The organism is Paraburkholderia sp. A3BS-1L (assembly GCF_051125215.1).
GTDB lineage: Bacteria > Pseudomonadota > Gammaproteobacteria > Burkholderiales > Burkholderiaceae > Paraburkholderia.
Genome location: NZ_CP120446.1, coordinates 547,532 through 567,756, shown reverse-complemented (window position 1 = coordinate 567,756; position 20,225 = coordinate 547,532). Strand labels below are relative to the sequence as shown.

The 20,225-nt window shown below is 59.6% G+C and carries 16 protein-coding genes, 5 pseudogenes and 1 other annotated feature; of the genes and pseudogenes, 10 read left to right on the top strand and 11 right to left on the bottom strand.

The features are described from left to right. Window positions 1-288: 288 nt before the first annotated feature. From P5W99_RS38265 to P5W99_RS38230, 8 genes are all read right to left on the bottom strand, one after another. On the bottom strand, window positions 289-3,366 hold the full coding sequence (locus P5W99_RS38265) for an efflux RND transporter permease subunit (protein WP_434667071.1): 3,078 nt from the start codon (window positions 3,364-3,366) through the stop codon (window positions 289-291). Next, window positions 3,363-4,412: an efflux RND transporter periplasmic adaptor subunit gene (locus P5W99_RS38260; protein ID WP_434667068.1), complete on the bottom strand. Its 1,050-nt coding sequence runs from the start codon at window positions 4,410-4,412 to the stop codon at window positions 3,363-3,365. Before P5W99_RS38260 ends, P5W99_RS38265 begins: the two co-directional genes overlap by 4 nt. A gap of 2 nt (window positions 4,413-4,414) precedes the next feature. Continuing rightward, window positions 4,415-5,587 (bottom strand): TolC family protein, encoded by a 1,173-nt coding sequence (locus P5W99_RS38255; protein ID WP_434667065.1) that lies wholly within the window; start codon window positions 5,585-5,587, stop codon window positions 4,415-4,417. 671 nt (window positions 5,588-6,258) lie between these two features. After that, window positions 6,259-6,699 carry a hypothetical protein gene (locus tag P5W99_RS38250; RefSeq protein ID WP_434667063.1) on the bottom strand — a complete coding sequence of 147 codons (441 nt, stop codon included), beginning with the start codon at window positions 6,697-6,699 and terminating at the stop codon, window positions 6,259-6,261. A gap of 54 nt (window positions 6,700-6,753) precedes the next feature. Then, window positions 6,754-7,074, bottom strand: coding sequence for a DUF4148 domain-containing protein (locus P5W99_RS38245; RefSeq protein WP_434667060.1), 321 nt, complete (start codon window positions 7,072-7,074; stop codon window positions 6,754-6,756). Window positions 7,075-7,191: 117 nt separating this feature from the next. Then, on the bottom strand, window positions 7,192-7,653 hold the full coding sequence (locus P5W99_RS38240) for a universal stress protein (RefSeq protein ID WP_434667058.1): 462 nt from the start codon (window positions 7,651-7,653) through the stop codon (window positions 7,192-7,194). A gap of 356 nt (window positions 7,654-8,009) precedes the next feature. Then, window positions 8,010-8,405, bottom strand: a complete 396-nt coding sequence (locus P5W99_RS38235) for a hypothetical protein (RefSeq protein ID WP_434667055.1) — start codon at window positions 8,403-8,405, stop codon at window positions 8,010-8,012. Window positions 8,406-8,481: 76 nt separating this feature from the next. Further along, window positions 8,482-8,865, bottom strand: a complete 384-nt coding sequence (locus P5W99_RS38230) for a carboxypeptidase regulatory-like domain-containing protein (protein ID WP_434667053.1) — start codon at window positions 8,863-8,865, stop codon at window positions 8,482-8,484. 223 nt (window positions 8,866-9,088) lie between these two features. Between P5W99_RS38230 and P5W99_RS38225 the strand changes: the two are divergent. The 5 genes and pseudogenes from P5W99_RS38225 to P5W99_RS38205 all read left to right on the top strand — a co-directional run. Then, window positions 9,089-9,199, top strand: a pseudogene (locus P5W99_RS38225) (zinc-binding dehydrogenase); the annotation flags it as partial. Window positions 9,200-9,463: 264 nt separating this feature from the next. Next, a pseudogene (locus P5W99_RS38220) lies at window positions 9,464-9,874 on the top strand (transposase); the annotation flags it as partial. A gap of 125 nt (window positions 9,875-9,999) precedes the next feature. Next, on the top strand, window positions 10,000-10,974 hold the full coding sequence (locus P5W99_RS38215) for an IS5 family transposase (RefSeq protein WP_434667051.1): 975 nt from the start codon (window positions 10,000-10,002) through the stop codon (window positions 10,972-10,974). Window positions 10,975-11,035: 61 nt separating this feature from the next. Further along, the gene (locus P5W99_RS38210) at window positions 11,036-11,467 is read left to right on the top strand and encodes a hypothetical protein (RefSeq protein ID WP_434667048.1); all 432 of its coding nucleotides are present in this window, start codon (window positions 11,036-11,038) and stop codon (window positions 11,465-11,467) included. A 442-nt stretch (window positions 11,468-11,909) separates the two neighbouring features. Continuing rightward, window positions 11,910-12,461 (top strand): annotated as a pseudogene (locus P5W99_RS38205) (IS5 family transposase); the annotation flags it as partial. A 94-nt stretch (window positions 12,462-12,555) separates the two neighbouring features. On the opposite strand, the gene P5W99_RS38200 reads toward P5W99_RS38205, so the two are convergent. Both P5W99_RS38200 and P5W99_RS38195 read right to left on the bottom strand, forming a co-directional pair. Continuing rightward, window positions 12,556-13,365 (bottom strand): SDR family NAD(P)-dependent oxidoreductase, encoded by an 810-nt coding sequence (locus P5W99_RS38200; protein ID WP_434667044.1) that lies wholly within the window; start codon window positions 13,363-13,365, stop codon window positions 12,556-12,558. Between the two features lie 730 nt (window positions 13,366-14,095). Beyond that, window positions 14,096-15,330, bottom strand: a protein-coding gene (locus P5W99_RS38195) for an IS3 family transposase (protein ID WP_434667041.1) whose coding sequence is annotated in 2 segments (ribosomal slippage) — window positions 14,096-15,027 and window positions 15,027-15,330 — 1,236 coding nt in all. Because the reading frame shifts where the segments join, the coding sequence is not laid out codon by codon here. Beyond that, window positions 14,924-15,040, bottom strand: a sequence feature (AL1L pseudoknot). It overlaps the preceding gene by 117 nt. 49 nt (window positions 15,331-15,379) lie before the next feature. Between P5W99_RS38195 and P5W99_RS38190 the strand changes: the two are divergent. Further along, window positions 15,380-16,087 (top strand): annotated as a pseudogene (locus P5W99_RS38190) (methyl-accepting chemotaxis protein); the annotation flags it as partial. A gap of 173 nt (window positions 16,088-16,260) precedes the next feature. Then, window positions 16,261-17,046, top strand: a complete 786-nt coding sequence (locus tag P5W99_RS38185) for a class II aldolase/adducin family protein (RefSeq protein WP_434667038.1) — start codon at window positions 16,261-16,263, stop codon at window positions 17,044-17,046. A 348-nt stretch (window positions 17,047-17,394) separates the two neighbouring features. Here P5W99_RS38185 and P5W99_RS38180 read toward each other — a convergent pair. Continuing rightward, window positions 17,395-17,847 (bottom strand): annotated as a pseudogene (locus P5W99_RS38180) (GntR family transcriptional regulator); the annotation flags it as partial. A 161-nt stretch (window positions 17,848-18,008) separates the two neighbouring features. Here P5W99_RS38180 and P5W99_RS38175 point away from each other — a divergent pair. From P5W99_RS38175 to P5W99_RS38165, 3 genes are all read left to right on the top strand, one after another. Further along, window positions 18,009-18,413 (top strand): hypothetical protein, encoded by a 405-nt coding sequence (locus P5W99_RS38175; protein WP_434667035.1) that lies wholly within the window; start codon window positions 18,009-18,011, stop codon window positions 18,411-18,413. Window positions 18,414-19,091: 678 nt separating this feature from the next. Then, on the top strand, window positions 19,092-19,388 hold the full coding sequence (locus P5W99_RS38170) for a type II toxin-antitoxin system RelE/ParE family toxin (protein ID WP_434667033.1): 297 nt from the start codon (window positions 19,092-19,094) through the stop codon (window positions 19,386-19,388). Between the two features lies 1 nt (window position 19,389). Next, entirely contained in the window at window positions 19,390-19,857 is a 468-nt protein-coding gene (locus P5W99_RS38165) for an addiction module antidote protein (RefSeq protein WP_421028818.1), read from the top strand. Window positions 19,858-20,225: the final 368 nt, after the last annotated feature.

Below are 20,225 nucleotides of genomic sequence, written 5' to 3'. Positions count from 1 at the left end.
GGAGCGCCGCTGGCACACGCTGCGAGCTCATCCTTCCCGGCAGAGTCGGTCGAAGCTCGCTGGATGTGCAGGCCGGCATGAGGCGGCCCCTGCGCATGAACGTTACCGGCGGCGCAACGCGCGGGCTTGAGCATCGCGGGGCAACCTTGGGTGCGCCGATGCGCAATCGATCATGTGTTAGACGAGGCGACCGTCGAAATCTGCTGGTTTGTGGAAAAAATCCGATATGGCGCCGTCCGTCGCGTACCATTTCGCATTACCACATGCCGCCGAACATCGGGCGCTCCGTCAACGAGGCTTCAGTTTGCGGTCACGGTCGGAGGTCGTCAACCCGATAAATACGGGCATCGCCAGCAGTACGAGCGGCAACTGGACGCTCGCTCCTGCGATGATCGCAATCGCAAGCGGCTGGAGCATCTGGTCGCCAGAGCCGCTGATGGCAGCGCTCAGCGGCACAAGTGCGAGAATCATCGCGAGCGTACTCATCGTGATGGGTCGGAGGCGATTGAGTGCCGCTTCACGCAGCGCCTCCCGAACGCCCATTGTTTGCCGCAATATCTGATACTCGGACACCAGGAAAATCGCCATTTCCGTTGCGATACCGATGATCATCACCATACCCATCATGGCTGTAATGTTGAGTTCGACCCCGGTCGCCCAGAGTCCGATGAACACGGCTCCGGTTGAGACGAGCGAGGTGGCCATGATGATCAGCGGAATGACCAGATTGCGATAGAGAAACAGCAGCAGGACGATCTCGGCGGCAACCGCCGCCGCGAATACCTTGATCATTCCCTGCACCGCCATCTGCTGCTGCCTGTATGCGCCGCCAAACGTATAGGTCACGCCTGCCGGGATCAGGCCAGGCCGGTCCAGCGCGCTGCGGACCGCCGCGATGGTCGAACCGAGATCGTGCGATCCGCTGATCTGGGCCGTTACTGCGACGATTTGCCGAAGGTTGTCGCGCGTCAATTGCGGCTGTCCCGAGATGAAATGCGTCGACGCTACCGTGCCCAGCGAGAAAATCTGGCCGGTCGGCGCGCGAATCGGCAGATCGCCGAGCGTGTCGCGATAGATCGGCATCTGTGGTGCGCTCAGCCAGAGCCGGACGCCCACGTCCTGGACCGTGCCGAGATAGCGGGTGACGACCGCGCCGTGTAGATAGTGGTAGACCTGATCCCTGATCTCGTCCGGCGTCATTCCCTTGAGCGCGGCCGCAGCCGGGTCGACATGGATCTCGAGTGCGTCGCCGGCGGGCACCACCCCATCGTCGACCGACGCGGGCTCGACGCCCGGCACCCTGCTGATCGCATCGGCCACCTTCCCCGCCACCTTGCCGAGGACAGTAGGGTCCTTCGCGCTCAACTGGATCACGACAGGCTGCCGGCGGCCCACCATGTCCCCGATCATGTCGCTCATCAACTGGTGCGTGTCGAAATTGATCCCGGGAACGAGTTGCGTAACCTTCCCTGATATGTCGTCCATCACCTTCCAGATATTGGGTCGACCGGACGGATCCACGAGACGAACGAAGAAGTCCCCCTGATAGGTTTCGGTCAGGTCGCCCCCGAGTCCGGCGCCGGTGCGGCGTGAATAGGTATTGACGTAGGGATTGCTTTTGAGGATCGCCTCGACCTGCTGCAACTCACGGTTGGTTTCGGCGAGAGAAGTTCCAGGCGAGGAATAGTAGTCGAGCACGAAGCCGCCTTCGTCCATGCGTGGCAAGAAACCTGTGCCCACGTGGTGGTACGCGAGATAGCCTGCACCGCCGAGGACGAGCAGTCCCGGCAGGATCAGCCATGGTGCCCGAAACAGCGCGTCGAGCAGGCGCGCATGCGTGCGCCGCAGCCAGGTGTCCTTGTCATGTCCGGGATCTGTCCACGCGGTAAAATCGACCATCGCCCGGGCAAGCAGCGGGGCCGCAAAGGCGGTGAGCAGAAAGGAAATGATCAGCGATGACGCCATCGTCACCGACAGGAATTTGAAGAACGCGCCAGTGACTCCCGACAAAAACGCCAGCGGGATAAAGATGATGGTGGTCGCGAGCGTCGAACCGAAGAGGGGTGACAGGAATTCCCGCGCGGCATGCAGAACGCCAGCGTGCGGGTCTTCCTGATCCGGATGGCCGGCGCGACGTGCGATGTGCTCGATCATCACGATCACGTCGTCGATCAGGAGGCCAATCGCCGCAGCGATGCCGCCGAGCGTCATGATGTTCAGGGTCATGCCGAACAGCCACAGGAGCAGCACGCTGCAGAGTACCGACATCGGCACAACGATCATCGCGACCGCGGTGACACGCCAGTTGCGCAGGAATGCGAACAGTACGCCTGCTGCGAACACGAGCCCGATCGCGATGGCTTCCTCCAGTGCGGCGATCGAGGAGCGTACCAGTTGTGTCTGGTCGTACCATTTGTACAGATGGATCGCCTTCGACTGCGTTTTCATGAACGTGTCGAGATGTTGGCTCACGAGCTTCGCGAGGCTGAGGGAGTCGGCGCGATCCTGCTGGTACACGTCGAAGGTCACGGCCGGGTGGCCGTTGTCATTCACGAGCAGCCACCGCGGCACGGAACCCATCTTGACCTGCGCGATCTGCCACAGCGGTACGACGCCACCTTTGCCGGTGCGCACGGTTGCGTTGCGCACCGAGTCGAGCGAGGTGAAGGCGTTGTTGCTGACCGCCAGATAAAGCAGGGCGTTGTCTTCGAGCCGACCAACAGCCGACACGGTGTTGGTGGCCGAGAGAGCGTGGGCGACGTCGGCAAGTGTCAGCCCATAGGTTTGAAGGGTTTGCGGCGTGACAGACACCTCGACTTCCGGTGTCTGGCCACCCAGAACGCCAACGCGGCGTATGCCAGGGATGCCCGTCAGCATCGGCAGAATCTGATATCGCGCGATCTGCCGCAGGTCGGCCAGTGGGACCTGATCGGAAAGCAGCGCGTACGACACGAACGGCATGATCACGTTCGGGCTCATCTGAATGGCACTGTAGGCTGTGCCTTTCGGAAGATCGGGCAGCTTCTGCGCGAAGGCGGAATCGACGCTCAGGAGCGCGCGATTCATGTCCGAGCCCCACGGGAAATCCACGAAAATCTCGGCCGAGCCACGCGATGTCATCGACGATACGCCCACGGCGCCAGGAACCGCGCGCGCCGCAGCCTCGAGCGGCTCCGTGACGTCAATCAGCATCTGTCTGGCGGGCATGCTTCCCGCGTCGACCTCGATGCGGATGCGCGGGAAGCTGGTGAGGGGAAACAGGCCGACCGGCAGGCCGACCGCGGCATAGACGCCAGCCAGCGTCAATATGAAAGCAACGGCGAGAACGGGAAGACGATTGCGGTGCAGCCACCTCGGGAACGTCATTTCGCCCCCTTCTGGCCCTGCACCGCGACTCGCATCTGCATACCGTCATCGAGCTGGTGGTTACCGGACAGAACGAGCGGCTCGGTGGCATTCAGTCCGCGACCTTGAATGACGTCTTTGTCGCCCTGCGCGTCAGCAATGCGTATCGTGACTTTGCGCGCTTTCATTCCATTGGCCTGCACGACGTACGGATTGCCGTGGTCGTCGACAAGAATCGCCGCGTGTGGGACCACGTAACCCTGCGTTTCGCCGACGGTGATCGTCGCATTGGCAGCCTCTCCGGGCAGTAGGCGATCTGCTGGCAGGGAAATTTCGACGGGAACGAGGTCGGTGGCAGGATCGATCATCGAGCCGCGCTGCAGGACGGTTCCCGGCCAGGTCCGGTGCTCGCCGACCGCAGTGACTCGCGCGGCGTCGCCATGGTCGATGAGCGCTGCGTCAGCAGGCGCGACGCCGACCTTGAGCACAACGCCCTCGGGTTTCGCGAGGTCGACCAGCGGTGTGCCTGTCGAGGCGAGCGTGCCTGGTGACGCAGCAAGATGCAGCACGATTGCGCGAAATGGTGCGCGCACGACACTGGAACCGCCGGCTCCCTGAGCTTCGAGCGCAGCAAGGTTCGCCCGTGCATCGGCCTCTGACTTTTGCGCATCCGCGAGCTGCTGCGCAGTCGCCAGATGTTGCCTGGACATCTGCTTCGTTCTCGCGGCGAGCTGCTGCGTGACGTTCAGCGCCGAGCGGGCCTGCGACCAGGCTGCGGTCGTTTGCGGGCTCGGTGTAAGTTGCAGCAGCGGCGCGCCGGCGGCCACTTCCTCGCCCTCCCGGACATAGACAGCCCCAACCGTCGCGGACGTCGGAGCCATCATGGTCCGGCTTGCCGCCGCGGAAGCCTGAATGAGGCCGTATGCGTTGATCGTGCGCGGCAGGCTGCCCTGCTGCAGGGCAGTCAACGTGACGAGCACGCTCGGCCCGCCGGTGCCAGCCTGCGCAGGGGCGGTGTGACCCAGCCAGAACAGGGTGGCCGCGCCAAGCATCCATCGATATTTCATGATTACCTCACGGAATCGGGCGGAGCCATCCGGGTGGAGGGGAGTCCCAAACCCAGCTCCAGTGCGAGAGCGATCCGGGCCTCGTCGAGTCCGCGCTCGAGAGCGAATACGTCAAGACGCCGGTGGATCGCTGTCGTTTCGTAGTCTGCCAGCGCGCGTTGATCGAGATTGTCCTGCTCGTAGGCTTTCCTCGCCGCCTGCGCCTGTGAATCGGCCGCAGCGGCATCCTGGCGGGCCTTCACCAGATAGTTGCTGATGCGCGTGCTTCGCGCCTGAAGGGCGAGGGTGCTGGACGCGCTGTCGTGGAGCCGGCCCTGATACTGTTCATGCAGCAGGCGCCGCGTGGCCCGCGTTCGGGCGACCTGGCCCTGGTTGTGGTTGAAGATCGGGAGATCGAAGGTTGCGGTGGGCCCGGCCGAGCGCACGTCCGAGGTGTCCGAGTTCCACGCGCCGCCAAGGACGAAGGCTGGAAACTGTCCGAGGATGGCCGCGCGCACGTTTTCGTCAGCAGAGCGATAGCCGAGCTGAAGCGCGATCAGGTCGGGACGTCGGGCCGGAACGCTGGAGATCAGCGCGTCGATATTGGCGGGCATCGCCGGGATGTGGGGCTCGTCAATGGCAAACCTGACATTGGGTTTCATGCCCAGCAGAGCATCGAGGTCCTTCCAGTTCTTGAGTTGTGTCAGTTGCAGCGAAGCGAGCGCATGTTCGGCTGATGCCTTCGATGCCAGCAGTGGTGCGAGCGCGGACAGGCTCAGGCTTCCCGCATCTACCGCAGTGCTGACCTGCGAGGCGGCGTCCGAGATTGACGCGAGCTCGGCTTCGGTGCTGCTGATCGAGTGTTCGCCCCAAAAGAGATCGACGGAGAGGAGGCGGGCCTTCTGCGCGACCTGCCACTCCTTCCAGAGCAGCTCCGCATTAACCTGGGAAACATGCGCGCGAGCGGCTGACACGCGAGCCCGATATGTCACAAGTGAAGCAATGTCCTGGCTCAGCGAAGCGACATATGCGCCCGTGGTGCCAGGGCCGCCGAGCAGGGCCGCATAGCTCAGGTTTACCGATGGATTGGGCAGTAGCGAGCTCTGTATCAGGCAGGCCTGCGCAAGGTCGAACTCACCGCGTTCGGCGAGAAGCTGCGGCGCGTTGAGTATCGCGAGAAGGCCGATCTGATCCACGCTCAAGGGTTTCCGGATATCGATCGTGGGCGAGTCGGTTCCGGGTGCTGGCGCGGGCAAGGTATGCCTGATGTCGTCGATGCGACTGGCGAGCCGTGCTTGTTCAGGGAGTGGTAACGGGTGATATGACGCGCATCCGCCGATCACGAGAACGCCTGTCAGTGCGCCCAGGATAGTCGAAAATCTTCTTGCCATCTTCCGCTGTCGTGATATGCCGGCGATGTTGTGCCAGATTATCCGAACGCCATCATTGCGTTGCAGTTGACCCGAAGCGCCTGGCGTGTCACGCAAAAATGACTTTGGACCCGGAATACGTCGAAGCATAGGGCGTGAACGGTTAACGCTGCCTTAAGAGAGCGCGGCCACGATAGCGCATAGCATGCGACTCATGCCTGCGTGCCAGCTCACGAACAGAGATGAACTGTCTCCCGTAGCTCGTTCTTTCTGCTGTTCTACTCGTCAATGGAATACGCCACGGCCGCTAATTGCCGGCAAAGCGACCTGGCGCACGGGAAGAGTCTGTCGCGCACGCATCCGACGGTGGTTGCTATTCTTCAGCAACGCGTTGCTGTTTTGAAGCGCTGGCGGCTGGTCCTGCAACTACCGGCTGCCCAGTGCGTTCATCTGGAGCCGCCGACGCATATGTTTCAACTTGTGTCCCACCCGCTGGCTTAGTTGGCGGCGCCAACAATGAGATTGGCACGCATGTCGTCATGATAATGGCCTGGCTCGTTGCAAAACACGATATACCGACCTTCATTCAGCGCAAACCGGCCTGTCACGGTCTCGCGCGGGCGAAGATCCTCGATGCCCTCTAATCCTTTCACTTTATCTTCGTCGACCTGCTGGGTTTTCTTGTCATAGGGCAGCGCCCCATCGGGGCCTGACCACGGTGCGAACAGGAACTCGTGCTCCGTATTGCGAGATATATTTTTGACCGTAAATTCAACGGGACCTGGTGGGATCCTCGACGGACTCAATGTCAACGACATGTGTCCGTTGCTTCCATCCGAGAGCTTGACGATGACTTTGGCCGGCGCACCCGCCACCGCGAGCGACGAAACGAGGCAGATTCCTGCCAATGCGAGCAACTGAAGTGACTGCCGTGACATGAGTTCATCCTCCATTGCTTCGACGGACTACGGTGGCGACGCCGTGGCGCTACCTCAATGGTGACAGTACGTCGTGTTCCAATTGGAACCGTAAATTCGATGGCCGGACTCCGTCGTACTGGCCGTCGTTCCACCGATGCCCGTTGCGGCTCCTGTCATGCCGCTCTGCGCAGCAACGCGCGCTTCTGCAGCCTGGATATCGCTGGGATATTTCGGGTCTTTGCCGCGTCCCGGATAGTAACCGGCGTGTTCGAGCTGAATCAGCTGAGCCCGCACCTGAGCGCGGGTGAGCGGTCCATTGGATGATTGACCGAATGAAACGGCTGGTACCGTGAGTGCAATGGCAATAGCGATGACCTTGATGTTGGTCCTCATGATATGTACCTCCCGGTCTGTTGCAGCTGCGAACGAAGTCGTCAGCAGTCACACTATCAGTATGGGACGGCAAGCTTAAAACTTGGTTAACGTGTTCGTCGTCGCTCCGGAGCCTGCTCAGGCATCTCCCGACGCGCAGTCGCTGACTAGCAACACAGGGACATTCGCTTTGTAGAGCACCTTGTCGGCGACTCCTCCGAAGATTCTCTCAAGCGCAGTTGGATCGTGGCGTTCCACGACGACGACATCAGCCTTTGTCGAGGAGACAATACGACAAATTACATCGGAGACGGGTTCACCAGAAGCATCAATCATCAAGGTGTCGCCATCAACTCCGTAATTAGAAAACAGGTCCTTTGCATGTCGTAGTTCCCGCTCGGCTTCTTCGTGCAAAAATGAGCGAAAGATCCTCTCTTCGCTGATTTCAAGGATGACATCGCCCACGGCGAGGTGATGGTCCACCACAAAAATGGCAGTGATTTTCGCGTGCGCAGCGCGTGCCATATCTACCGCTTCGCGCAAAGCGACTCTGGAGGCACCTCCTTCGCCAAGCGCGACAAGAATCGACTTAAACAACATCTTTGCTCTCCAATGAGGATATGGGTGAAACTCCTGCAAGCCTGATCCGAACAGGCCGATGGCGGATGCCAGGCCGCGAGACGTGCATGCCGGCCTAAGGGATTTGCAACCCGATAAGGAGTGCATCCATATGAGACTATCCATATCCGGAATCTGGCAGATTCGACACGTCGTTTCAGTCTTGCATGGTCCCTGGCGTGAAGATGCGCGCGGCAATTGGATACGTTTTGGTCGCGAGTGCTTGCGTTTTCATCAGGTAGTATGCCGTACCCGTACGCTGGCCTCGTGCACCGTCTGCGAAGCTACGGTCCGAAGGTGGCTCCGGAAAGTGCTCAGGCTCTGGCTGACGCATGAAGTCAATGCCCGGTGCGGGCGGCTGACGACTGCTCCCTCGCCGAATCGAGAAGCAGGTCGAGTTTGACGTCGACTTTCTGCGTCTCACGAATCAGATAGTCCTGCAATGCCTGAACGCGAGATTCAGCAGACTTCTCAGCAATCTCGTGCAACTGTTTCATTTCATTTTCCATCCGGCGAGCTTTGATTTGCGCCGCGAACTCAAGCTTTGCAAGACTCATCGTATAGACCATGGTAAGCGCACCAATCGCAGCCAGAAGGATGACACCGAGCGGCGCATTGACTTTGGCAACGGCAACATTCAGCGCTGTAGGGTCTGAAAATGTTTGCCAATTCAGTATTGCGAACAAACAAAGTACTATCAGAGCTATCGCGATTAAAATTGTCCTGACCCTCATGCCAACCTCCGTCCTTTGTTGTGTCGTGGTCGTATCATCAGGTTTTACGATTTCTGCGGCGATTTCCGACTACACACTATTCCGCGAAGTAAAAGACAAGCTCTTTCGGATGATTCGTACTGATCTTTACGCGCCTGACCAGTGTATTCCCGTTAAACGCGGCCGTAACACGATACGTTCCCGATGGCAAATGTGCGAAAAGAAGTGGTCCGTGTGAAAGAACGTCGAGAACCAGTTTTCGGTGAGCGTCTTCTGCACGCACATGTACGTCGGAGAGAAACTCGCCCGTGCCCGACCGTGCAAATGTCAGACGAAGGTCGTACTCCTTTCGAACGCGATTCATCGCCTGCTGTGAGCTGGAGCCTATGCCGCCAGACACGTACTTCACACCAGATACGCTGACCTGCTGCTCTTGACGTTGAATTGCCTCCTGCGGTAACGCGGCATAAGTGGCCGTCATCGAGATTGCAGCGCATATGCCCGCAACTATCCGTTTTGTGTATTTCATCGACTGTCCCAAGAAAAAGCGAAATGGCACAACGCGCCAGAATCGCCGAAACGAATCAGCGCTCTTACAGTTCGACAACATTCCGGTGCGGTGGTTCGTTGGTCGCGTCGTGCGGCGCAGGAGCGACGTTCTATCAACCATGCTGAGGTCATCAAGTTTGTTCACTGGCGGCCGCCGTCTCGAACCTGTTGTCGACAGTACGTTTCCTCTGGCGCAAGCTGCCGACGCCCATCGACGCATGGAATCGGCGGAGAATGTGGGGAAAATCATCCTGACGACGAGTTGAATTGCGGCGACAGGCTGTCGGATACGCTCCGACTTGGGCGGCTGAAACCTGTCGCGTTTCGGCCGAGCTTTGCCGCTCGACGTCCGATCGGCGCGAACCTCGATACGTGCGGCAGCACGCGACCCACTTGAGCCCTTGGATGGGCGTTGTTGCAGAAATCCGGGCGCTTCCAGCTGGACTGACGTTTACCTGCAACGCTCGGGTTGACCAGGATGTTAACTTCGCATCGAACTGCGTAGATTCTTGCTTTTTTTCGCCGAGAAGATGCGCAAGGACGAACGCAAGGCCAGCGAACCCAAGGGGGTGTACCGCGTCCGGAACTGGCGCGATTACAACGCGGGCTTGATCGCAAGAGGCGATGTAACCATGTGGATTGATGAAGGCGTACTGACGCAGGTATCCGAGGCTGGCCCGACCAGGCGCGGCCGACCACGTGTCTACAGCGATGCAGCGATCCAGATGCTGCTTGGCCTCAAGCAGGTTTTTCATCTGCCGCTGCGCGCACTGCAAGGCTTCGCCCAGAGCTTGCGCATGCTCGCCTTTCCGAGCTTGCCGGTACCGAACTACACGACCTTGAGCCGTCGCGCGCAGACCCTCAAGGTCGCATTGCCCGCGCAACGTCCCCATGAACCCATGCATCTCGTGATTGACAGCACCGGACTGAAGGTCTACGGCGTATGCGCAACTAAAGAGCGATTTTCTGATCCTCGCAGGTTGTGTTAAGGCAATGCTGATCAAGTCCACCACTCATGGCGGTCATGCGTTATAGCGTGGACATGCAACGGTAAAAGCAAAAAACGATGAAGCAACTGACACTGGCGATGGCGGTCGATCAATGCTCGGGATTTGGTGCGCAGCGCAAACCTACGCGACGTGAGGTGTTTCTCGATGAAATGAACAGGCTCGTTCCGTGGGCCGAACTGTGCGTGGTGGTCGAGCCGTATTACCCGAAACGCGGCAACGGTCGGCCGCCAATCGCGCTGGAGCGCATGTTGCGAATTCATTTTTTGCAGCACTGGTTCAACCTTGCCGATCTTGCGTGCGAAGAGGCGCTGTACGACAGCCTTAGCCTGCGCCGTTTTGTGGGCATTGACCTCGGCAGTGAGACCGTTCCGGACGCGACGACGCTGCTCAAATTCCGGCACCTGCTGGAAGAGCACAAGCTGGGCGAGCGAATCTTCGCCGAGGTCGGCCGGGTGTTGCAGGCACGCGGAGCAAAGCTCAAGAGCGGCACGATTGTGGATGCCACCCTGATCGGCGCGCCTTCTTCGACGAAGAACAGGGAGAAAGCGCGGGACCCCGAAATGCATCAGACGCGTAAAGGACAGCAGTGGTATTTCGGAATGAAGCTTCATGTTGGTGTGGATAGCCAGAGCGGACTGGCACATCGCGCGGTCGTCACGGCGGCCAACGTGCACGACAAACACCCACTGCCACAGCTTCTGCATGGGCAGGAGCAGCGCGTCTATGGCGACAGCGCGTATGCGAGCCAGAAAGCACTGATCCATGGCAAGGCCCCGAAGGCCCGCGACTTCACGAATCAGCGCACGCGCCGCAAGGACAGCGTCGATGAAGTGGCGCGTCGCAAGAACCGCAACAAGTCGAAGATTCGCGCCCGCGTCGAACATGTGTTTGCTGTGGTCAAACGGTTGTGGGGTTTCACGAAGGTGCGCTATCGGGGTCTGGCGAAGAACGCTAATCGCGTCTTCGTTACGCTCGCGCTGGCGAACCTTTACCTTTCGCGAGGTCGATTTACGGCACAGGTGCGCCCGTAATGGGCGAAACACGGGCGAAAAGCCCGCGCAAAGCGCCCGCGGCGCGAAAAAACGAACCGGAATGACCATCTTCATTGGTGATTCGGAAAGTTTACGCATGTGCCATCACGATCAGCTGCGTTTACACGGCTTGATCAGCATTGCCTTAAAGCGGACATCCCACAAAAACGGCAGAGGATCTGCACGATGCCAGCAAGACGCACGAACGTCCATCCGGCAACTGCCGCTGACCGACGTCGTTGACCGCGACACTCCCGGCTCGACGCCGGTCAGCATCACCGCACCCGAGGGCGGCACCATCTATCACACGGTGCCGCTTTCAGACCAGTTCACAGCACTGATCGCAGCGATTGACGCGGCCAACGCTGTAGCCGGTTGCCCGAAGCTCAAACTGACCGAGCGTCTGAATCGCGCGAAGGGCGACGCAAAGGATCTGCAGGCACAGCTGACGATTCGGTGGCTCGTGAGCTCGCTATGCTGCGTCAGGTGTTAAGCCTGCGCAAGGACCTGGCCGCGCTGCGTGGCGGTAGCGTCCTGCCGTTGCAGCCACGCTAGATCGGGGCGGTGGGCGTCTTCGCTCGAAACGGGCGCCTTGGCTGCGTCGACCTAGTGCTTGCGAAGGTTCCCGCTACGGGTCACCCGGCGTAGTGACGCATCAAATTCGATCGTGGTTCTGTGACACCAGTGAACGCGTCAAGGGCGGGCGAAGCCCGGCGAGGTGAACCCTTGACGTGCGATGGTTTGACACGCTCCAGCATGGTCGGAAGCCCCGGCTTTACCGGGCTTCCGACCATGCGAAACCTGCGGCGAAACATGGACACTCCGATGGTCGATCTGTCCACTTTTAGGCTAACCAAATGGACATCCTGCTGACTGCCTATCCCAGTATTTTCAAGGCTTCAGCTGATGTCCATTGTCTTTCTCTTGCGCATAACGGCGAAGGCGAGTGGAAGGTACGCAAGCATGGCTGGTCCAAACGTCGCACGTGGCGCAAGGTGCACCTGGCGATGGATGCGAACACGGGCCAGATCTGCGCCGCACTGATGACCCATCAAGACGAAGGCGATGGCGAAGTTCTGCCCGATTTGCTTGACCAGATTCCTGCTGATGTGGCGATTGATACCATCGGAGGCGATGGCGCCTACGATACCAAGGCGTGCCATGCACGCATTGCGGCGCGTGGAGCTGCCCCGTCGATTCCGCCGCGTGAAGGGGCGACGCCATGGCAAGCCGGCACGCCTGGCGCCGCTTGGCGCAATGCCACCATCGACGCAATCGCAAAAAGCGGCAGGCGTGAATGGAAGCGGGCCAGTGGCTACCATCGCCGCTCGCTGGCTGAGACACTCATGTACCGCCTCAAGATTCTCACGGGCTCCAGCCTGTGGGCTCGCGAGATCGGTTCCCAGGCAACAGAGGTATCGATTCGTGCAGGTGTCCTCAACCGCATGGCGGCCCTCGCACGCCCGCAGTCCGTCCGCATCGGCTGATATCGAAACTCAGGGGGCATGTTGCCTCTACGCCTGATTAACGCAACAAAGCCATGAGAAAGGGCTGGCACGTCGGCCAACGCGTGTGCTGCCGTCAGCGATACCGAGACGCGAGTTCGGCCCCGCGACCGGCATCGAACAGGCAGCGATTTGCGTTCGCAACCGCGGAGAGCCTGTCCCTTTCCTCCAATGCTGGGATGCAGATCGTGTCGCCTTGCCGGAGGCCGGCCAAGGATGCCTTGACGACATCGGCCGGCTCCATCACCGGCACATTGGGCCTGAGGATTGGCTTGCCGTCGATGTCATGGAATTCTGTCCTGACGACTGCGGGACAAAGTGCCTGTACGTGAACACCCGTGCCCAGGAGTTCAGCCGCGAGAAGCTCGCTGAAGGTCGTGACGAAGGCTTTCGTGGCAGCATACACCGAGCGCTTCGGCATAAACGGGTGGTTCAGGCTTCCGCTGAAGCTGAGCATGGAAGAGACATTGATGATGGCGCCTTCTCCGCGCGCAATCATCGCAGGAAGTGCTGCATGCGACAGACGCATGACCGCAGTCACCTGCACGGCGACCTCCTCCCCGGCACGGTCGATCGAGAGGTCGACGAACGGCATGTAGGTCTGAAAACCGGCATTGTTGACCATCAGCGATACATCCCCAGCCCGGATCCGTCGCTCTACTGTGTCAAGGCCTTCCGACCGCGCCAGATCTGCGACGATGATTTCCGCAGAGGCACCGCCGGCCTCGATCTCGCGGGCAACAGCTTCGAGCCGGTCGCGTCGCCGGGCGACGAGCACGACGGCATACCCGTCGCTGGCCAGGCGCTCGGCAAAAGCTTTGCCGATCCCGGAGGATGCGCCGGTAATGACAGCGACGCCCAAAGACCTTCCGGTGGAATTGATCATGTCCGTCCTCCCAAGCCATCAAGCGGTGTGAAACCAATGGGCTTCTGATCGAAATGGTTTTCGAAGAGCTTATAGGTGCCATTGGGACACAGCCGGGTGAAATGCACCGCGCCCCGTACTCGCCCGGACGACTGCTGGCTGACCCTCAGTGTGCCCGTGGCTAGGATGGGTTGCAACCGGAGATCAACGTGCTCGGCTCACGCATTTCAAACACTGCATTTCATCGGATAACAACAGTGCTTGCATACCGCTTGCATTTGGATTGCCATTTCTACGGCAAGCGGTTGCAGACGAAATAGAGATGCACAACGCGGCCAATGCACGTGCCTGAGCAACTCTCGGATGGCTGGTTGGGGTCGCAAGTACGCATCGTCAGACCCGACATTCGCGGTCGTTGAGGTTCGATTGACGGGAGTACAACCTTAAGCTGCCTCACAAAGGGGCGACACCTGAACGTCCGCAAAGGCCGAAAAGGCGTCCCTCAGGCGGAAGGTCGGCAGGGACGTGTGTGTCGCTGAGCGCTCCACGACATTGTCAGGCCCGCGGGATTTTTTCTTTAACGCAACGACCACTGATCAAGCTTGAACATTCAATTCTATTCGCTTCACTACGTACCGCAACCCTTCGGTTGTTTCGAACCCAACAGCCGCCTTCCTCGCCGGGCAGGTTTGCTCTGAATGTGCAAGGATAGTGAACCGCCCCGGGTTTCCCGGAGGCTGTTTTGCCTGAGTCACGCCGCGATGGCGGACCCAGCGAGTTTTGAATAATAAGCGGCTTCTGCCTCGGCAGGTGGAATGTTGCCGATGGGGCCGAAGAGCCGACGATTGTTGAACCAGTCAACCCATTCGAGCGTCGCCATTTCAACGGCCTGCGGATTGCGCCACGGACCGAGGCGATGGATCACCTCTGCCTTGTACAAGCCGTTGATCGTTTCAGCCAGTGCGTTATCGTAGGAGTCGCCCACGCTGCCCACTGACGGCTCGATGCCAGCCTCGACCAGCCGATCCGTATAGCGGATTGATACGTATTGCACGCCGCGGTCGCTGTGATGGATCAGCCCGTCCTGCTGCACCGGCTGTCGCTCGTACAAGGCCTGCTCCAGTGCGTCCAGAACGAAGTCAGTGCGCGCCGAACTCGACACACGCCAGCCGACAATGCGTCGGGCGAACACGTCGATGATGAACGCGACATAGACGAAGCCCTGCCAGCTCGATACATAGGTAAAATCTGACACCCACAGCGCATTGGGCCGTTCAGCCGTGAATTGCCGCTTCACGAGATCCTTCGGGCACGGCGAACCATCGCTCACTGTCGTGCGTACCGTCTTGCCCCGCACCACACCGCGCAGGCCCATCTGCTTCATCAGCCGCTCGACCGTGCAGCGCGCCACGACAATGCCTTCCCGCTTCAATTGCGTCCAGACCTTGTCCACACCATAGACCTGGAAGTTTTCTTCCCATACGCGCCGGATCTCATCCTTGAGCATCCTGTCGCGCCGGACCCGCGGTGGCGCCAGGCTAGGATCGGCGCGGCGGCCCACGTGCTTGTAGTACGTCGACGGTGCGATCGGCAGCACCTTGCAGATCGGCTCGACCCCGTAGACGTGCCGATGATCATCGATGAACGTGATCATCACTTCGGTCGGCGGTCGAGCTCCGCCTGTGCGAAATACGCTGACGCCTTGCGCAGGATTTCATTGACCTGCCGAAGCTCACGCACTTCCCGCTCCAGTTCCTTGATCCGATCCTGCTCCTGCGTGCTCGCGCCCGGGCGCAAACCCCGATCCCGCTCTTCCTTGCGCACCCAGCTACGCAGCGTCTCGCCCGAGCAGCCCAGCTTCGCTGCGATCGAGGCGATCACTTTCCATTGCGATTCGTGGTCGCCCTGATGTTCCAGTACCATTCGCACAGCCCGCTCACGAACTTCCGGCGAGTACCTTGGGGACTTCTTCTTGGTGTTTTCCATAGCTCCATTTTCTCAAGAACTGGAGCCTCCGGAAATCCCGGGGCGGTTCACTGCCCGTACCGAGCAGCAAGCTGCATCGCTCGAGGAAACCGCTGCGAGCATGACGCAACTGACCGAGACCGTAAAGCAGAATGCCGACAACGCGCGGCAGGCGAATACACTGGCGACGAACGCCGCTGAGATGGCTGATGGAGGCAACGAAGCCGTGCAAGGGATGGTTCGCACGATTGGCGAGATCAGCGGCAGTTCTACCAAGATTTCGGAAATCACCGGCATGATCGAAGGCATTGCGTTCCAGACTAATATCCTCGCGCTCAATGCGGCAGTCGAGGCAGCGCGGGCCGGTGAGCAGGGCCGCGGGTTCGCCGTGGTGGCAAGCGAGGTGCGTAGCTTGGCGCAGCGCTCGTCAGCTGCGGCGAAGGAGATTAAGGAATTGATCGAGTCGTCGGTGGCCATGGTTCGAGGCAGCGCGCAACAGGCGTCGGACGTCGGCAAAACCATGGGAAGGGTGAGGCAGGCGATCAAACAGGTATCGGATATCGTCGGCGAAATCACGACTGCCTCCGAGGAACAGAGCCGGGGCATTGACCAGATCAACCAGGCGGTCAACCAGATGGACAAGACGACACAGCAGAATGCGGCACTTGTCGAGCAGGCTGCCGCTGCTGCCCAATTGCTCGACGAGCAGGCGCTCAGATTGAAAGATGCTGTCTCTGTTTTCAAGGTTGCCGAAGCGCAAGCCACGCAGGCCGGCTAATGGGTGTCGCGATAGTGGAGTCAGGACGAGTAAGCCCAGTACGTGAACCAAAATTAGAGGCCGGGAATTCTTCGTAGATTCCGTGTGCATGATGCATTTTCGGAGGCTACTTGAATATTTGTGATAGCACGATGCCGAAAGATCCCTTACATGGAGACCACGTCATGTAAGAAATGCAAACGATCCAAGTCACTACGCCGGAGGTAAGCTGGGATGCGATTGAGCGGCAGACCCGAAACGACCTCGCGGCACTCTACCGCTTGCTCGCGCACTTCCGGATGACAGACATGATCGACACGCATATCTCGGCGCGCTTGCCAGGAGATGGGCTGCCCTTTCTGATCAATCGCTACGGCAGCCTGTTTCATGAAATTCAAGCCTCGGACCTCGTTAAGGTCGACTTCGCGGGCAATGTGATCGACGAGCGCGCGGATGCGAATCCCGACCGGTTTCGGGTGAATGCCGCAGGATTCACGATTCATTCTGCCATTCATCTGGCACGCCCAGATCTTCATTTCGTCATCCATACGCATACGTCTGCCGGTATCGCGGTATCTGCCCAACGGAACGGGCTTCTGCCGATCAGCCAGCACGCGCTGAAGTTTTACGGCCGGCTCGCGTACCACGACTATGAAGGCATCGCCCTCGATCTCGGTGAACGCGAGCGTCTAGTCCACGACCTCGGCACGCGAAAGGCGATGATCCTACGCAATCACGGCCTCCTTGCGGCCGGCGAGTCAGCCGCAGAAGCGTTCCATGAAATCTACATGCTCGAGCGAGCGTGTCAGGCGCAGATTCAGGCGATGTCCGGCGGAGCGAGCCTCATCGTTCCCGGCGCCGACGTATGCGAGCGTACCGCGCGGCAGTTCGAAATGGACTCGTCGAGCGGAATCATCGATACGGCCTGGAGTGCCGAGTTGCGCCTGATCGACGATGCCTGCCCAAACTATCGCGCGTGACATTCGACGCGCCGCGCATTTCATTGAAACAATAGGCACGCATCAACGTGGAGATAGCGTTGATGGGGGGAGGTCTGCAAGCAAACTGCAACCCAGCACGAACGGCATCACGCGGTTTGCTCGCAGCCAGGGCGCGGCGCATAGCTACCATAGTGTGCTGCATCAATTTGAGGAATAAGATCGCTGTCCGGCGCATCAACAGATCGCTCGAGACGCAAGTCCGCAATGCCTTCGCATGAGCCGATTCATCGTCAACAGCAGTGTGATCGAAGCGCCATTTATGCAGTGTGGCTGCACCTCCGCTTTCCGCTGAGCCATGAAGCTGACTGCGCGCCGTATCGTTGCGTGCACGTCGGGCACGCCGGGCATGAACGCGCCCCATTGATGTTTCGACACGCCCGCGTCCGCGATCAGCCGCGAACCGCGCTGCGACAGCGCGTGTGCGGCGGGTTGTAAAGTCTGGACAGGCTGCCACAGGACAGCGGGCATCACCGAGGTAGCGTGCACATCGGTCGTACCCACGATTTCATCGGGCGACGTATCGGCAACGAACGTGCCGCGTCCCGTCGCCGACGACACATACCCCTCCAGCGCGAGTTGCTCGTAGACCTGTGTGACGGTATTGCGCGCGATACCCAGTTCGATCGCGAGCAGCCGCGACGACGGCACCTTGCTGCCCGCGGGCAACTCACGCATGAGGATGGTCTGTTGCAGCAGTCGATGCAGCTGACGATAGCCCGGCTGTCCGCTGCTGCGATCGAGACGCTGCGCCAGCCAGTCGGACAACATGCTCTCGCGCATGAATTGGCTCCTGATGTTTTACTGAAATGGCTCTGAAACTAGGAGCCAAAATAAATTATAGTCTCTACATGTGCCGCCAGAGATGCGAGCGCCAAACAAATCCACCAAAATCCACCACAACCGACTGCGCAAACACATATCCGCAGGACAGGAGATACGCGATGGCAATCGATGCAATCGTCGCAAACATGGATCATGTCTGGTCAGCGATTCATGATGGTCAAGATTCCGAAACAACGAACGAGCAGCGCACAGCGATAAAACACTTGCTTCAGCGCTTTCGGGACGATGGTTATCCGCTGTTGCTGATGAGTGAAATGGACGCCGGGCATTTGAACAGTGCAATAAGTTCCACGCTGGGACAGGACGGCGTGATGTACTTTTCCGCGATCCTCTCATCGAAGCCAGGGGCCGAACGCTATGCCGTTGCGCTTCACACACTGGAGACGCCCCCGTATCGTGTCATGGCATTGAGCAGTAGCGAGCGAGAATTGCAGGAGGCACGGAGCTTCGGCATTGCCCGTTGCTTATATCTCGAAGATGCATTGAATTGTATACCCATATAGAAGTCTGCTTTGCGAGCCGTCGCTCAAGGGAGAAGAAGCGTGGCTTAGCCTCACTGCGGACACCGAATTCAAGTACCTCATCGTATTGTCGTAGTGGGCGACGGAGCTGCAAGTCTTGAACTCGCCACGCGACGCGGAAACGGCGTCAGCAGGGAAGGCCGCGCGCAAGTGGTCCTCGTGGACCGCAGCAGATGCGGGCGCCATTTATATTATCTCAAAGCCGCACAGTATGATTTGACATAAATCTAAATTGTCGACGTTAATTCGCAATCCTATATTATTAAAAATAAGCAGTGTCGGGGTTTAGAGTTCCGGCCATATGAAGCCTGTAGCGCGTCAGCCAGCTCGAATATCAATGAGCATGCTGGACACGAAGCAACTTATGTATTCCATGCTGCGCCAGCGTCAGCGGCGCGCACGGACTGAGTGGGGACTCCGGCTCGATACGTACGGAAAAGTCGACGTCGATGCCATGAGATGAACATCCGTCATCCCAGCAGCTGCGTGTGCGGGGTGACCTTGTAGCCGTGGGACAAGACGAAATCACCTCGTAAGGTACGTTCGGCGAAGGATCCATTCACGACCGCGCATAGTTGCCTGCCGCAAAGCCCGGCTGCTCTGCCGGCCGAGACGGGCCGCACGTTGATGCATTGTGACTCATAGGTTACAATGACGCACATGACAAAGCTGATCATTACCCCCGAATTCGACGCCTGGCTTTCCCGCGTACGGGATCGTCAGGCTGCGACGGTGATCACTGGTCGGCTCAAGCGTGCAGCGTTAGGCAACCTCGGATACTGGCGTGCGGTCGGCGACGGCATCTCGGAGATGAAGATCGACGTCGGTAAGGGGTATCGGGTCTATTTCACGCAGCGTGGCGACGTCCTGGTGATCATTTTGTGCGGTGGGGACAAGTCCACGCAGTCCGCAGACATCAAGCGGGCGAAGGCCATCGCGAAAGAGCTGGAGGATTGAAATGAAAGTAAGCGAGCTGATGGAGTTCGACGCTTCGAAGTACCTGAAGGACGAAACGGACTACCGGCTGTACCTTGCGCAAGCGTTCGAGGGCGGCGACCCGGTCGAGATTCAGGCGGCGCTCGGGGACGTTGCCAAGGCGCGAGGCATGACGGCGCTCGCGCGCGAGTCGGGCATTGCGCGTGAGGCTCTGTACCGGGCGCTCTCCAACAAGGGGAATGCGGAGTTCGCGACGATCATGAAGGTGATCGGGGCGATGGGCCTGCACCTTACGCTGACGAAGCCCGAGGAAGACCTGAAAGCGAAACTCAAGGCAAAGGCTGCAGCGAAGCCTGTCGCGGCGAAGAAGAAGGCTGCGACGGTCGCGAAACGTGGCGTCAGCACGGCGACGAAGGCTCGTGCCGATGCTACGGCCCGCAAGACCGCCAAAGGGCGCACCAAGGCCAGCAGCGCCCACGCGCACGCCTGAAGCACCATCCCACTCGCAGCCACGATCCGCTGACACCGGCCTCGCAGGCTTCGTCGCCTATGCGACATCGAATAATGGATAAGAACAATCGGGCTGCGTCTCGCAAAGAGATGCTGAAGCGCGGCATTCTGCCGGGTGCCTTGATTGGCATCGCAGGCGAGATCGGGTATGTCTCGGGCTGAGTTCGGACGCTTTACGAAGCGCATCCGCCGACTGACGCAGGATCAGCGGCGAGCTGGGTGCAGGCCTTCGGATCGTGTTCACTTCCAGAGTGATTCGCGCAGTACAAGATGACATTTGGCGAATCGCCTGCGGTCTCGCTGCGGGACCGTTCCTGACTGAACTGAGCGCCTCCCGTGAATGTGGCT